The following is a 14,698-nucleotide window of genomic DNA, read 5'->3' as shown; positions in this document are numbered from 1 at the left end:
TATCCCAAGTGGTAAAATTATTGTATATTAACTTTTGGGAGATATGTAAAAATGAAGAAAATCACAGCAATTTTATTATCTGTTTTAATGGTGGTTGCACTGTTTGGTTGCTCAGCAAAACAAGATGAAGAACCGACAACCGCACAGCCTACAACCGAAACCACAACAAAGGCACCGGTGCTCAATCCGCTCACAGGCGAAGAAGGCTTTTCCGAATCGGCAGTCGGCAAAAGACCTGTTGCAATAGTTGTAGAAAATCTCCGTCCGGCAAGACCGCAATGGGGCATCACTTCACCGGACATCATCTGTGAGGGCGAAGTTGAGGGCGGTATCAGCCGTATGCTTTGGCTCTATGCCGACACAAACGATGTACCCGAAAAAGTCGGTCCGCTCCGTTCGGCAAGACCGAGCTATGTAAAATTCAGCAAGTTTTTTGACGCAATTTTCATCCATTGGGGCGGAAGCCACAGCACAAAAAATTACACCGGCGGATATGAAACCATCAAAAAAGAAAAAGTCAACGACATTGACGGTATGTCCGGCGGCGAGCTTTTCAGCCGTGACACAACAAGAAAGGTATCAAGCGAGCACAGAGGCGTTCTCAACGGCAAAAAGATAAAAAAAGCAATCGAGAAAAAGGGATACAGAACCGAACTTAAAGACAGTTCATTTTCACAATTTAGCTTTAATTCAACCGTTGCTCCTGCCGGTGCAGACGGTGCAACTTCTGTCGGCGTAAAGTTCTCTGACAGAACCGACACAAGAAAATTCACCTACAACGCAGAGGACGGCAAGTACAGCACAAACGATTGGGAGAAAAAGGTTAAATTCCAAAACCTTATCATCTTGAAAGCCGAATCAACCTACATAACAGTGCCGTACAAAGGCTCAACCACAACTTACCTCAACTACAAGTGGACATCAGGCAGCGGCAAATATATTTCAAACGGCACGGCAACGGATATTACTTGGGAGGTTTCAGACGGCAAACTTGTGCTTAAAGACGCAGTGGGCAACACTCTTTCGGTCAACAAGGGTAAGTCGTACATAGGATTTGTATCATCAAATCATAACGGCAAAATAACTTGTTCGGCAGAATAATTTACTCTTTACAAAATTATTCAAAGTGCTATAATGAATTTATACAGTATATAACAAACAAGGGAGATGTTTCAAATGGAAAAAAAGGATATTGACTGGTCAAGCCTCGGCTTCGGTTATATTCCGACAGACGAAAGATATGTTTCGTGGTACAAAGACGGCAAGTGGGATGACGGTGCTCTCACAAAAGACGCTAACATCACCATGAGCGAGTGTGCCTGTGTGCTTCAATATGCTCAAACAGTATTTGAGGGCTTAAAGGCATACACAACAAAAGACGGCAGAACAGTTTGCTTCCGTCCTGATATGAACGCTAAAAGACTTGCGGAATCTTGCCGCAGACTTGAAATTCCTGAAGTACCTGAAGAAAAATTTATTGATGCGGTTAAAAAGGTAGTTAAGGCAAACGAGGCATATGTTCCTCCGTTCGGCTCGGGCGCAACACTTTATCTTCGTCCGTTCGTATTCGGCTACGATTCAATCATCGGTGTAAAACCGGCTAACGAGTTCCAATTCAGAATTTTTGCTACACCTGTAGGCCCTTACTTCAAGGGCGGTGCAAAGCCAATCACAATCAGAGTTTCCGATGTTGACAGAGCCGCACCTCACGGTACAGGCGACATCAAAGCAGGTCTTAACTATGCTATGTCGCTCCACAACATTGTTGACGCTCATAATTGCGGATTTGATGAAAATATGTACCTTGACCCTAAGACTCGTACAAAGGTTGAGGAAACAGGCGGTGCAAACTTCATCTTTGTCACAAAAGACGGCAAGCTTGTAACTCCAAAGTCAAACTCAATTCTTCCGTCAATCACTCGCCGTTCACTCATGTATGTTGCAGAACACTATCTCAATATGCCTGTTGAACACAGAGAAGTTTACTACGACGAACTCAAGGACTTTGCAGAATGCGGCCTTTGCGGCACAGCAGCCGTTATCTCACCGGTTGGCAAAATTGTTAACCACGATGAAGAAATCTGCTTCCCATCGGGTATGGAAGAAATGGGTCCTTACACCAAGAAACTTTACGAAACACTCACAGGCATCCAGATGGGCGAAATCGAAGCCCCTGAAGGCTGGATCTGCGAAATCGACTAATATAAAACATACCGATTCTGCCTCCCCTTGTTGCAAGGGGAGGTGGATTTTTTGTGTAACAAAAAAGACGGTGGGGTTTTAAATACGCTGTAAGTTCGATACTTACAGCGTTTTTAATATTCTTCATTTATAATTCGATTATTTTATCTGCCATTTTGTCAAAATCATCGGTGTGCGACACGATTATGATTGTTTTGCCGACAGCGTGCATTTGATTCAAAAATTCAACAAGCCACTCTCTTGATTTTTTATCGAGAAAATTCATCGGCTCGTCAAGAACAAGCACTTGCGGATTCATTGCAAGCACGGACGCCACGGCAACTTTTTTCTTTTCGCCCATTGAGAGGTGGAACGGTGCACGCTCTTTGAGGTGTTCCGTGCCCGTAAGTTTCAGCATATCGTCAACTCGCTTGGCAATTTCCGCTTCGTCAAGTTGCATTTGGCGTGGAGCAAAGGCAATTTCGTCGTACACGCTTGAGCAAAACAGCTGTGCGTCTGTGTTTTGGAACACATATCCGATTTTTTGATGAAAGTTTTTTGCGAATTGCTCGTTTTTCACAGCCTTTTTGTCAATTACGGTGCCGTCAAAGGTGTAAGTTCCGATTTCGGCAAATTCAAGAGCGTTTATAATGTTCAAAAGTGTGCTTTTGCCGCAACCGTTATCGCCTTTGATAACAACAAATTCGCCGTCTGCGATTTCCGTGCCGAAGTGCTTCAACACGGGAGTGATGTCGTATGCAAAGCAAATATCGTCAAGTTTTATCATTTTGCAATCACCTCAAAATAAACAAAAATTCCTACCACGCAGGCAACAAAAAGGATATACAAAAAATCATTTGCCTTTAATTTTTCGTGCCGTTTAACCGTGTATTTTCCGCCGAAACCTCGACATTCCATAGCTTTTACCGTTTCCTCGCCCGACTGCTTGGCTTTTATAAATACCGTCCCGAGTATTCCCGAAGCCGAGGATTTTTTGTTGTCGTTTTTGCCGATTGACCGAATTTTAAGTGCCGTCAGCATTTCAAGGCAGATTTCGCTCAATATAAAAATATATTTTATCGTGATGTCAAAGGTGAAAATCACCACATCGGGAATGTGAAACGATTTGAGCGACGAAGTTATGCTGTTGAACGGTGCGGTCAAATTGACCGACATAATCAGGCTTGTGCTGACGGCAACTTTGCCGAGAACCGTGAGCAAGGTTTTCGGATGCCCCATAAAAACAGCGGGGAGCAGAATGATAACCGATATTATCATTGCAGGGATAAGCACCTTAAAAAGTGCCCTGATTTTGTCCGCTTTGAGCAGGGCAACTCTCACCGCAGTTACGCCGAGCATAAAGAAAACGAAGCTGTAATTTTTTGCCACGGCGGTAAGAATTATCAGCAATAAAACGGCAAAAAGACGAACGGAAGTGTTCGCTTCCTTCGTCTTATATACGCCGCTGTTAACTTTAAATTTTGACATAACCGCCACCACGGATTTTTGCGATTTTGTGATAAATCCGCTTTTGTCCTTTGGCGGTGTGTAGTCCTCGTTTACCGTCAACCATGACGGTATTTCATTTTCAGTCATAGTTAACCTTTGATTTCATAAATGTGCTTACAAGTTTAAACAGAATTGTTGAAAGTGCAATTCCGATAACGGCACACAAAATATATCCTACCCACTCAGGCAAACCGCCGATTGAATAATCGGGGCAAATCGCCTCAAATGTTGAGAGCGGACCGTTTGCAAGTCCTTTTGGAATATATCCTACAAGGTCGGTCATTTCGTCTGCACCCCATTCGCCCCAGGCTGTGCCTGTTGCCAAAAGTCCGATAGGGGTTGCAAGAGTGAGCACCGCAAGAAGGCCGCCGATGAAGGTGTTGCCTTTTTTTGTTCTCGGTTGCTTTGCCATAATCTCAGGCGAAGTTTTTTCCACAAACGCAAGCATTGCAACGGTGAAAATCGCTTCTGCCAAGCCGAAAAGTGTGAGATGTTCCGCCATCATTGCAGGGATTGACACATTTAGTCCGTACGGGCAATAAAGTGCCTGACCGTCTGCGGATTTGAAAAGCAGAGGCTGAATGCCGAACTCAACCGCCGCACAAAGTGCCGCACAATTGATGCCGACATAACTGCCGACAGCCGCACCGATGAACTTGCCGTTTTTATTTTTGATTTTGCGAGTAATGAGATTATACACGGCATAGCCGACAAACGGCAGAACAAAAGCCATATTAAAGCAGTTTGCACCAATTGCAAGCACACCGCCGTCTCCAAACAGCAACGCTTGCAAAATCAGCGTTACGCTGACCGACAGGCACGCCGCCTCAGGCCCCAGAAGTATGGCAATCAGCGTTCCGCCTACTGCGTGACCGGTTGAGCCGCCGACAATAGGGATATTGAACATCATTGCAACGAATGAAAAAGCGGCAAAAATACCGAGAAGCGGCATTTTGTCCTTTGTGATTTCTTTAGATACTTTTTTGATTGAATATCCCCACGCAGGAATTGTAGCGGCTGTCATAACCGCACAGGTAGCCGGGGAAAGATAGTTTTCGGGAATGTGCATAAGTTTTCTCCTCTGCTTAAATTTCACTTTTGTATATTATCATACCCAAAAATCCAAAACAAGCCTCCCCGGGGGTTGTTTTTACAAAAAAGACTTCTCTTGTTTGAATAAGAGAAGCCTTAGATTTTTATATACACTTTTTACGACAGGAGCATTCTATCGTTATCGAGGTTTTCGCCGACGGAGATTTTGAACTTTTCAAGGAGGTCGGGAACGGTAAGTCCGGCACGCTCCTCGTTTGCCACATCATAAACCACTCTGCCCTTATCCATCATAATTGTGCGGTTGCCGAGGTCAAGCGCAGACTGCATATTGTGAGTAATCATAAGGCAGGTAATTTTATTTTCATCCACAATTTGAGTGGTGAGATTGAGCACCTTTTCGGCTGTGCCCGGGTCGAGAGCCGCCGTGTGCTCGTCAAGAAGCAGAATTTTCGGCGGATTGATTGTTGCCATCATAAGGGTGAGAGCCTGACGCTGACCGCCCGAAAGAAGTCCCACGGGCGAGTTCATTCTGTCCTCAAGTCCCATGCCCAAAAGAGCGAGCTTTTCCCTGAAAATCTTTTTATCCTTTTTTGAAACGGTGCTGAGCCATCCGCCGTGACCTGCGGCAAGAGCGAGGTTTTCCTCAATACTCATACCGGGAGCACTGCCTTTCATCGGGTCTTGGAAAAGTCTGCCGATAAAGCATGCACGCTTGTGTTCCGGCATAGCGGTGATGTCCTTACCCTCAAGCAAAATTCTGCCCTCATCGGTAAGATATGTGCCGGCAATAGCGTTGAAAAGCGTTGACTTGCCTGCACCGTTTGCACCGATAATCGTGATAAAATCGCCTTGATTTACCTCAAGGGAAAGATTGTTAAGTGCCACCTTTTCATCTGGTGTGCCCTTAAAGAATACCATTTTTACATCTGACAATGTGAGCATTATTGCACCTTCTTTCCCGAGCGAAGCTTTGCTTTTCTGATATATTCAGGCATTTTTGTTTTGAGATACGGTCCTGCGATTGCGATAATTACGATTACCGACGATACAAATTTGAGCATAAACGGCGGCATATGAAGACCGATAGCGATTTGATATACCAAGCGGAACACAACCGCACCGATAACCGCACCGATTGCACGAAGCGGAATTTTGCCCCGTCTGACAAACACGCCGCCGATAAGAAGCGAAGCGAGTGCAACGGTTACCATACCCGTGCCGATGTTGATTTCTGCCTGCTTTTGAGACTGTGCAAGCAAGCAACCCGACAAGGCGGTGAACGAGTTTGCAATGCAAAGACCGATAATTGTTGTGACAATCGGATTGATTGATGATGACTTTACCATATCCGGGTTGTTACCCGTTGCACGAATGGAAAGTCCGAGTTTTGTTTTGAGGAACAATGACAAAAACAGCACAATCAAAAATACTGCCAAAGCCGCAATGATAAGGGTTTGTTTGCCCTCAAGTGCAGTGCCGTCAAGCTTTGATTTGAGAAGCGAAAAAACAGTGTCGGCACTGTTGAGATTGAGCAATGACGATTTTTTCATAACCGCAATATTGATTGAGTACAATCCGGTATTAACAACGATACCCGCAAGCAAGCTGTCTATACCGAGAACGGTTTGCAACAGCGCAGTAATCAAACCCGAAGCAACACCGGCAAGCATTGCAAGCGGAATTGACAAAATCGGATGACCGTTTAAAGCAACTATTGCACCGACTGCCGCACCGAGTGTGAAGCAACCGTCGGTTGAAAGGTCGCATACATTGAGCATTGTGTAGCTGAGAAACAAAGCAAGCACCGTAAGTGAAGTGATTAATCCGAGTTCCAAAACGGTTTGCATTTGTCCCGCATCAAATATTGAAGCTAAAGTTGACATTGTTTTCACCATTGTCTTTCATAAATTTCACAGGCGAACACAGTTCGCCCGTACATATAAATATATAAATTTATCCGTAAATGTACATAATTAATATATAAATATGTATATCGAGAATTATGGGCACCCTGCGATTGCAAGGTGCCATACATAATTGTTTATTTAAAGATTATTCAAAGCTTTCTGCTGTTTGGATTTCCTTAATCTCTGTGCAGAACGGATTTGACTTTGTCTTTACATCATCAAGTTTGTAGCCGAGAGTTGAGCAAGTTTCTGTGTTGATTGTTGCTGTGCCGTTGTCAAAGAACTTTACAGGATATGTTGAAGGGTCTTTGCCGTTTACAAGAATGTCCGAAATCATATCTGCTGTTTGCTGACCGAGAGCCGCATAGTCAACGCCGTAGCCGAGGAATGCACCGTTGAGTGCGAATGAATCGGCACCTGTGAAGTGAGGAATGCCTGCCTTTGCAAGGTCTTCGTAAATTGAAAGCTCTGCTGTCATAATTGTGTTGTCGGTCGGAGTGAACACAGCGTCGCACTTGTCGTTGATGATTGTTGAAACAGCCTGCTGAACTTCTGTTACATTTGTGCCTGTGTATTCCTTGTATGAAACGCCCTTTTTGTCAAGGTACTTCTTTGCGTTTTCGATAGGTGTCTTTGATGAGTCCTGACCCATATCATAAAGAAGAGCAATGTTGTTTGCCTTTTCGTTGTTTGCAAAAATCAAATCCATAATAGCGTCTGTGTTGAGGTAGTCCGAAGTACCGGTTACATTTGCACCCGGAGCGTCTTTATCTGCAACCAAGCCTGCACCGACAGGGTCCGAAACTGCTGCGAATACAACAGGAATTTTGTTATCTTCGGTTGCTGCCTGCATTGCAACCGCAACAGGTGTGGCAACGCCTACCATAAGGTCAACATCTGTTGAGATGTAGTTTGAAATAATTTGGTTCATAACAGATGCGTCTGCGTTGCAGTTTTCAACGGTTACATCAAATGTTACATTGTTTTCCTCGCCCAAAGTTTTGAGCTGTGACTGAATGTTTTCTACGATTTGGTTGAGCGAAGCGTCGTCAACATAGTTGCAAATACCAACCTTATAAGTGGTCTTTGCGTCTGATTCTGTTTTGCTGTCTGTTGCCTTTTTGCTGCATGCCGCAAAAGCGAAGATGATTGAAATTGCTGTGAGTACTGCGATGATTTTCTTAAACTTTTTCATAATTATTTTTCCTTTCGATGTTAAAAAGTGATGTTTTGTTTTTTATTAACGGTATATGATATGCAAAACTCACTTTCGCCATCGCCTTTTCAAAATAAACATTGCCGCAAATCTCCTTTGGTAAATAAAAAAACTCTTGTCCTGACATTTCTGTCGGGACAAGAGTGATAAATCAATCTCCTGCGGTGCCACCCGTCTTGACACATATGCTGTGCCCACTTTGCACGTACTGTCATACGCAGACTGTTGTTAACGAAGTGCCTGCTCCGTCTTACCTACTGTAATTTCGGTTCGCCCTCAAAAGCCCATTCGGTCTTTCCCTTACCTATCGCCATCCCACCGTCGGCGACTCTCTGAAAAGCGGTAAAAAACTTACTTACTCTTTCTCATCGGTTTTCTTAACTCTACCACACAAAAAATGATTTGTCAACAGTTTTTTGAAAATTTTATTTCAAAGCCAATCAAGGAACTATGAGAAGCCGTTAATAAATACCTTGCTCCATCATAGCCTGTGCTACCTTTTCAAAGCCTGCAATATTTGCTCCGGCAACAAGATTGTAACCGAGGCCGTATTTTTCTGCGGCGGCAACGGAATTGTTATAAATATTAATCATAGCGTGATGCAATTTTTCATCAACCTCTTCCGCTGTCCAAGACAAACGCTGAGAGTTTTGGCTCATTTCAAGGCCGGATACGCAAACACCGCCTGCGTTAACTGCCTTTGACGGAGCAACCGTAATGCCGTCCGTATCAATAAACAAATTGAGTGCGTCCTCTGTTGTCGGCATATTTGCAACCTCTATGTAATACTTTGTGCCGTTTGCAATAATCTTTTTTGCTTCTTCAAGATTAACCTCGTTTTGAGTTGCACAAGGCATTGCAATGTCAACCTTAACGCCCCACGGTTTTTCGCCCGGATAAAAAGGCACGCCGAATTTGTCGGCATAATCTTGTACTTTATCTCTGCCCGACGCCCTCATTTCAAGGAGATAACCAATTTTTTCGTCCGTAACAATGCCGTCCTTATCATATATATAACCGTCCGGACCGGAAATTGTAACAGGCTTTGCACCAAGCTGTGCAAGCTTTTTGCAAGCACCCCAAGCTACATTGCCAAAGCCCGAAACGGCAACGGTTTTGCCCTTAACAGACTCGCCCGCGTGTTTGAGCACTTCCTGAGTATAATAAACGGCACCGTAACCCGTAGCCTCCGGTCTGATGAGTGAACCGCCGTAAGAAAGGCCTTTACCTGTGATAACGCCGTTTTCAAACGCATCGGAAATACGCTTGTACTGACCGAAAAGGAAGCCGATTTCTCTTGAACCAACGCCAATATCGCCTGCCGGAACATCAACATTAGGGCCGATATGTCTGTAAAGCTCTGTCATAAACGCCTGGCAAAATCTCATAATTTCGCCTTTGCTCTTTCCTCTCGGGTCAAAATCAGAACCGCCCTTTGCACCGCCCATAGGCAAACCCGTAAGCGAATTTTTAAATGTTTGCTCAAATCCGAGGAAATACATAATTGATGAATTTACACTCGGATGAAAACGAAGTCCGCCCTTATACGGACCGATAGCCGAATTGAACTGAACACGATAACCTCTGTTGATTTGTGTTTTACCTGCATCATCAACCCATGCAATACGGAATGTAATAAGTCTGTCCGGCTCTGCCATACGCTGAAGCAAATCGTCCTCTACATACTCGGGATGCTGTTCTATAACAGCCTCAAGCGACCTAAAAACTTCCTTAACACATTGAATATACTCGGGTTTTGCGTTATCCCTGCGTTCAACGGTTGCAATTACCTTTTCAATGTAATCATTCATAGTATTTTCCTCCTGTTGTTTTGTTGAGTGAGCAACTGCTCACCCTATTTACAATTAATACTATAACACTATCGCCGAAAATTTCAATATATTTTTTATAATTTTGTAAAAAGTCACAAAAATAAGCCGATTTTTCTGTGTAATACACAAGGTGAAAATCGACTTTTTTGTACTTTTCATATATTTACAATCATATAATTTTTGTGCAATTTTATTTTTCAAGGAGTTTAAAATGCTTTGTGTCATTTATACTCACACATCCGTCAGCACCGACAACAATATAATCCAAAAACACCACGCCCATAGCCAAAAGTACGGCTTTAATCTCCGATATAAAATTCACATCGCTGCCCAAAATATTTTCACTTCCGCAACGCATAACAAAAACAGCAGGGCAACCGTATTCAACAAGCCGTTTTATCAAGCGTTCTTTTACGCCGCCGCTGTAAGAATCCAAACGCAAATTGTCAACAACCTCACCCTGCGAACCAACAAAAACCACATTGTATCTTTCTTTGCCGAATATGTAGGATTTTGCATAGGTAAAACGGTTTTTCTTTTTAAACATACTTAAAAATTCGCTTTTATCCGCCCTTTTCATCAAATCATTATACATCATAATTACAACAGCGGTATTATCTCCGACGCCGTCTACTTCAACAAGTTCTTCATAGCTTGCACCGAATATGTTTTCAAGGCTTTCAAAGCGGTTAAACAGAGAGTAAGCAATCGGCTTGACATCTTTTCGCGGAACAACAAGCGACAAAAACAGTTCCATAATATGAACATCGCTCATACCGTCAATGCCGTTGATAAAATAGTTTTGCCTGATTCTGTTTCTGTGCCCTTCACGCCCATATTTAGCCACATTGCCACCCCCTTAACATTCATATTTATAATGTATCATAAAAAGCATTAATTTACAATAAGAAAAAGGCACTCCGTAAGGAATGCCTTGAATTTGAGAAATAATTAGCTCCGCCGCAGCAACTGCGTTGCGAGGACCCACAGGAACAAAGAGATATGTAACTCATTCAAAAGAAAAACAACGCTTCCGAAATGAAAGCGTTGTTGAATGAAATAATGTAATTATCTCTTTGAGAACTGTGGTGCACGACGAGCGGCTTTGAGACCGTATTTCTTTCTTTCCTTCATACGTGGGTCACGAGTGAGGAAGCCTGCCTTCTTGAGTGCAGGACGAAGTGATTCGTCATACTGAAGAAGAGCTCTTGAAAGGCCGTGACGGATTGCGCCTGCCTGACCTGAAACACCACCGCCGTTTACGCGGCAAACGATGTCGAACTTTTCTGTTGTTTCTGTAAGAGCGAGAGGCTGACGAACGATGAGCTTGAGTGTATCAAGACCGAAGTAATCGTCAATATCTCTGTCGTTGATGATAATTTTACCTGTACCTGCATATACACGTACACGAGCAACAGACTCCTTGCGTCTGCCTGTTCCATAGAAATAAGGATTTGATTCGTACATAATCTATATACCTCCCTTATAATTCGTAAGCAACAGGCTTCTGAGCCTCATGCTTGTGGTCTGCGTTCTTGTAAATTCTGCATCTTGTGAGCTGCTTTCTGCCGAGTGTTGTATCAGGAATCATACCCTTTACAGCAAGTTGCATAGCGAAATCGCTCTTTTCCTTCATAAGTGTGCCGTACTTAACATCCTTGAGGTTTCCGATGTAACCTGAGTGATGATAGTAATGCTTCTTGTTGAGCTTGTTGCCTGTAAGAACAGCCTTGTCTGTGTTAATGATGATAACAAAATCGCCACAGTCTACATTTGGCATGAAGATTGGCTTGTGCTTGCCTCTGAGAAGAGCGGCAGCCTCTGCAGCTACACGGCCGAGTGGCTTGTCAGCAGCATCAATAACATACCATGCGCGTTCGATTTCGTCAGCTTTTGGCATAAATGTTGACATAATCTTTTCCTCCGAATAAATTCTTAATCTTTTGATTCATAAATCCAAATCATTTTTGATTGCTCCGATATACTACCACAAAGAAAAAAAATAGTCAACACCTAAATTAAAATAATTTGTACTTGCTCTTGTTTTCTCTGTTTTTCTTTGATTTTCTATGCAAAAGCTGATTTATTATTTATCATTATATTAATTATATATACATTATATATTTCCGAAAAAGGGTGTTTTGAAAAAAATTTTAAGAAATTCCACAAAACCTATTGACATAGTGGGTATTGTGTGATATTATGAGTTCACAACAAAACAAAACGAGATGAACCTCGGCTTTCACCCGGGCGATAATCCCAATCAAATGAAAGAAGGAAATTTATTATGGCACTCTATCAATCAGTAGCCGACACCATCGGCAACACACCGCTTGTAAAGGTAAACAATTTTGAAAAGGCATACGGCCTTGAAGCAAATGTATACGCAAAGCTTGAATACTTTAACCCGGCAGGTTCGGTTAAAGACAGAATCGCAAGAGCAATCATCGATGACGCTGTTGCATCGGGCAAGCTCAAAGAAGGTGCAACAATCATTGAGCCTACATCGGGCAATACAGGCATCGGCATTGCATCATATGCAGCCGCAAAAGGTTTTAAGGTAATCATCACAATGCCCGAATCAATGAGCGTTGAAAGAAGAAACCTCATGAAAGCTTACGGTGCCGAGCTTGTGCTCACAGACGCAACACTCGGTATGAAGGGTGCAATCGCCAAAGCCGAAGAATTGCAAAAAGAAACTCCGAATTCAATCATTGCAGGTCAATTCTCAAACCCTGTTAACCCTAAGGCTCACTACGAAACCACAGGTCCTGAAATTTGGAACGACCTTGACGGCAAGGTAGACATCTTTATTGCAGGTGTCGGCACAGGCGGTACTGTATCCGGCACAGGTAAATACCTCAAGGAGCAAAACCAGGATGTTCAGGTTATCGCTCTTGAACCTGAAACTTCACCGGTTCTTACAACAGGTAAGAGCGGCGCACACAAAATTCAGGGTATCGGTGCAGGCTTTGTTCCCGACACTCTTGACACAAAGGTATATGACGAAGTTATCACAGTACCAAACGAAGCAGCGTTTGAATACGGTGCAAAATTCCCATCACTTGAAGGTGCTTTGGTAGGTATCAGCTCGGGTGCGGCTCTTTGGGCTGCGGCACAGGTTGCAAAGCGTCCTGAAAACAAGGGCAAAAACATCGTTGTTATTCTTCCCGATTCAGGCGACAGATACCTTTCAACTCCAATGCTTGCAAAATAATCCCTCCAAATACAAATACATTAAAAGCACGGCAGCGATTTACCCGTTGCCGTGTTTTTCTTTCAAAATTTTATTGAAGTATATATAAATATGTTATATAATATTCATAATTATTTGTTAAAAAAGCCATGGGGCAAATAAATCCTTTGATTTATACATATTATATTATATATCACTGCACAGAGGTTAAATATGAAATATAAATTGAGAAAAGACCCGATTAATGAAATTCCGAAAGCACAGCTGGTATTTTGGATAATTGTAAGAATATCCATGCTTGTGTGTGCAACATACAGCTTTGTTACGGGCGATGTTGTGATGGGATTTGAAAGCATTTTTTGCTTTATATTTTCGCATTTATGGGATATGTTTCAGATTTTCGGGCACACAAGTTTTATTATCGAAGTTCCGCCGCTCAGCCAAACAATGCTTAATTTAATAATCTTTATAGGCATTGTATTCGGCTCGTATTTTAAACTGTTTGACGAAATCAGTTGGTTTGACAACTTTATGCACATTTTAAGCGGTATCGTCTGTGCCGTGTTCGGCTACGATTTTGCCGTAATTATTCAGCGTAAAAAAGGGCAATGTGCCGCCACACTCGCCGCACTTTTCAGCATAATGTTTGCACTCTCGATTGCCGTAGGTTGGGAATTTTACGAATTTTTGATGGATTCGCTCCACGGCACAAATCTTCAGCTTTCAAAATACGGAGCGGAAACCGCCAATATCGACATCACAAAATACCACAACGAATACGGTTATTTGGGACTTGTTGACACCATGACCGATATGATGATGAACGCAATCGGCGGCATTTTCGGTATGATATTTATGATTATTTTGCGTAACAAAAAGAAGAAAAACAAATGAACCTGACCGAAAAAGAACGAGAATTAAACAGAATAATCACGGAGCACGGCAGGGTTGCCGTTGCATTTTCATCGGGCGTTGACAGCACGCTTTTGCTCAAAATCTGTGCGGATACACTCGGAAAAGAAAATGTAATCGCAATCACGGCGTGCTCTGTTGCATTCCCCGAAAGGGAGCAAAACGAATCAATCGAGTTTTGCAAAAGTGAAGGCATAAAGCAAATAAAATTCAACATTAACCAGCTTGAAATTCCGGGATTTTGCTCCAACCCGCCGGACAGGTGTTACATATGCAAAAAAGCAATTTTTACGGAAATTTGCAGAATTGCCGAGGAGCAAAACTGCGACTGTGTTTTTGAGGGTTCAAACCTTGATGACGACAACGATTACCGCCCGGGAATGAGGGCAATAAAGGAATTGGGAGTTATCAGTCCGCTCAGACAGGCAGAACTGACAAAGGCGGAAATACGAAAACTTTCGGCAAAACTGAATTTGAAAACCGCCCAAAAGCCCTCCCTCGCCTGCCTTGCAACACGCCTTGAATACGGCGACACCATAACCGAAGACAAGCTGATAATGATTGACAAAGCCGAGCAAATGCTGATTAACCTCGGATTTAATCAGGTGCGTGTACGCCTGCACGGCAAAACCGCCCGAATTGAGGTTGAAAAACCGCAAATGCAAGCGGTGCTTGACAACAAAGACAAAATCAACGAAACACTTAAAACCTACGGCTTTGACTACATAACCCTTGACCTTAACGGTTATATTCAGGGAAGTATGAATAAAGCCATAGGAAAATAAATCAACATCAAAAACCGAACTTTGCACATATACAAATCAGTAAAAAGCGGACAATAAAAACGAGCCTTAATTTGGCTCGTTTTTTTAATCAAGAGCATTTATTTCAC

15 protein-coding genes are annotated in these 14,698 nt (G+C 42.9%); 5 read left to right on the top strand and 10 right to left on the bottom strand.

Annotated features, from left to right (window positions below; all coding sequences use genetic code 11):
• Positions 1–51: 51 nt before the first annotated feature.
• A complete protein-coding gene (locus Q0E08_RS01305) occupies positions 52–1,101 on the top strand; it encodes a DUF3048 domain-containing protein (RefSeq protein WP_294775328.1) in 1,050 nt (349 codons plus the stop codon).
• A gap of 75 nt (positions 1,102–1,176) precedes the next feature.
• Positions 1,177–2,202, top strand: a complete 1,026-nt coding sequence (locus Q0E08_RS01300; protein WP_294775325.1) for a branched-chain amino acid aminotransferase — start codon at positions 1,177–1,179, stop codon at positions 2,200–2,202.
• Positions 2,203–2,329: 127 nt separating this feature from the next.
• On the opposite strand, the gene Q0E08_RS01295 is transcribed toward Q0E08_RS01300, so the two are convergent.
• From Q0E08_RS01295 to rplM, 10 genes are all read right to left on the bottom strand, one after another.
• Positions 2,330–2,968 carry an energy-coupling factor ABC transporter ATP-binding protein gene (locus Q0E08_RS01295; protein ID WP_294775322.1) on the bottom strand — a complete coding sequence of 213 codons (639 nt, stop codon included), beginning with the start codon at positions 2,966–2,968 and terminating at the stop codon, positions 2,330–2,332.
• Positions 2,965–3,777, bottom strand: coding sequence for an energy-coupling factor transporter transmembrane protein EcfT (locus Q0E08_RS01290; RefSeq protein ID WP_294775319.1), 813 nt, complete (start codon positions 3,775–3,777; stop codon positions 2,965–2,967). The genes Q0E08_RS01295 and Q0E08_RS01290 overlap by 4 nt, the downstream gene beginning before the upstream one ends.
• Positions 3,770–4,759, bottom strand: a complete 990-nt coding sequence (gene cbiM, locus Q0E08_RS01285) for a cobalt transporter CbiM (protein ID WP_294775316.1) — start codon at positions 4,757–4,759, stop codon at positions 3,770–3,772. Before cbiM ends, Q0E08_RS01290 begins: the two co-directional genes overlap by 8 nt.
• Before the next feature lie 140 nt (positions 4,760–4,899).
• A complete protein-coding gene (locus tag Q0E08_RS01280; RefSeq protein WP_294775314.1) occupies positions 4,900–5,685 on the bottom strand; it encodes an ABC transporter ATP-binding protein in 786 nt (261 codons plus the stop codon).
• On the bottom strand, positions 5,685–6,626 hold the full coding sequence (locus tag Q0E08_RS01275) for an ABC transporter permease (protein ID WP_294775311.1): 942 nt from the start codon (positions 6,624–6,626) through the stop codon (positions 5,685–5,687). Before Q0E08_RS01275 ends, Q0E08_RS01280 begins: the two co-directional genes overlap by 1 nt.
• A gap of 169 nt (positions 6,627–6,795) precedes the next feature.
• Positions 6,796–7,845 (bottom strand): ABC transporter substrate-binding protein, encoded by a 1,050-nt coding sequence (locus tag Q0E08_RS01270; RefSeq protein WP_294775309.1) that lies wholly within the window; start codon positions 7,843–7,845, stop codon positions 6,796–6,798.
• Between the two features lie 482 nt (positions 7,846–8,327).
• The gene (gene gdhA, locus Q0E08_RS01265; RefSeq protein WP_294775308.1) at positions 8,328–9,677 is read right to left on the bottom strand and encodes an NADP-specific glutamate dehydrogenase; all 1,350 of its coding nucleotides are present in this window, start codon (positions 9,675–9,677) and stop codon (positions 8,328–8,330) included.
• Between the two features lie 211 nt (positions 9,678–9,888).
• Positions 9,889–10,545 (bottom strand): helix-hairpin-helix domain-containing protein, encoded by a 657-nt coding sequence (locus tag Q0E08_RS01260; protein WP_294775306.1) that lies wholly within the window; start codon positions 10,543–10,545, stop codon positions 9,889–9,891.
• 221 nt (positions 10,546–10,766) lie between these two features.
• Positions 10,767–11,165 (bottom strand): 30S ribosomal protein S9, encoded by a 399-nt coding sequence (gene rpsI / locus Q0E08_RS01255; protein ID WP_290907022.1) that lies wholly within the window; start codon positions 11,163–11,165, stop codon positions 10,767–10,769.
• 16 nt (positions 11,166–11,181) lie between these two features.
• Positions 11,182–11,610 carry a 50S ribosomal protein L13 gene (gene rplM, locus Q0E08_RS01250; RefSeq protein ID WP_294775302.1) on the bottom strand — a complete coding sequence of 143 codons (429 nt, stop codon included), beginning with the start codon at positions 11,608–11,610 and terminating at the stop codon, positions 11,182–11,184.
• A gap of 372 nt (positions 11,611–11,982) precedes the next feature.
• Between rplM and cysK the strand changes: the two genes are divergently transcribed.
• The 3 genes from cysK (at position 11,983) to larE (ending at position 14,591) form a co-directional block, all read left to right on the top strand.
• Positions 11,983–12,915 carry a cysteine synthase A gene (gene cysK, locus Q0E08_RS01245; RefSeq protein ID WP_294775597.1) on the top strand — a complete coding sequence of 311 codons (933 nt, stop codon included), beginning with the start codon at positions 11,983–11,985 and terminating at the stop codon, positions 12,913–12,915.
• Between the two features lie 192 nt (positions 12,916–13,107).
• The gene (locus Q0E08_RS01240) at positions 13,108–13,788 is read left to right on the top strand and encodes a hypothetical protein (protein WP_294775299.1); all 681 of its coding nucleotides are present in this window, start codon (positions 13,108–13,110) and stop codon (positions 13,786–13,788) included.
• Entirely contained in the window at positions 13,785–14,591 is an 807-nt protein-coding gene (gene larE, locus Q0E08_RS01235) for an ATP-dependent sacrificial sulfur transferase LarE (protein WP_294775296.1), read from the top strand. Before Q0E08_RS01240 ends, larE begins: the two co-directional genes overlap by 4 nt.
• Positions 14,592–14,698: the final 107 nt, after the last annotated feature.

It is taken from the genome of uncultured Eubacterium sp. (assembly GCF_934561735.1).
Lineage (GTDB): Bacteria > Bacillota > Clostridia > Oscillospirales > Acutalibacteraceae > Eubacterium_R.
Note: the sequence above shows the minus strand (reverse complement) of the source record. Positions and strands in the feature narration are given on the sequence as shown.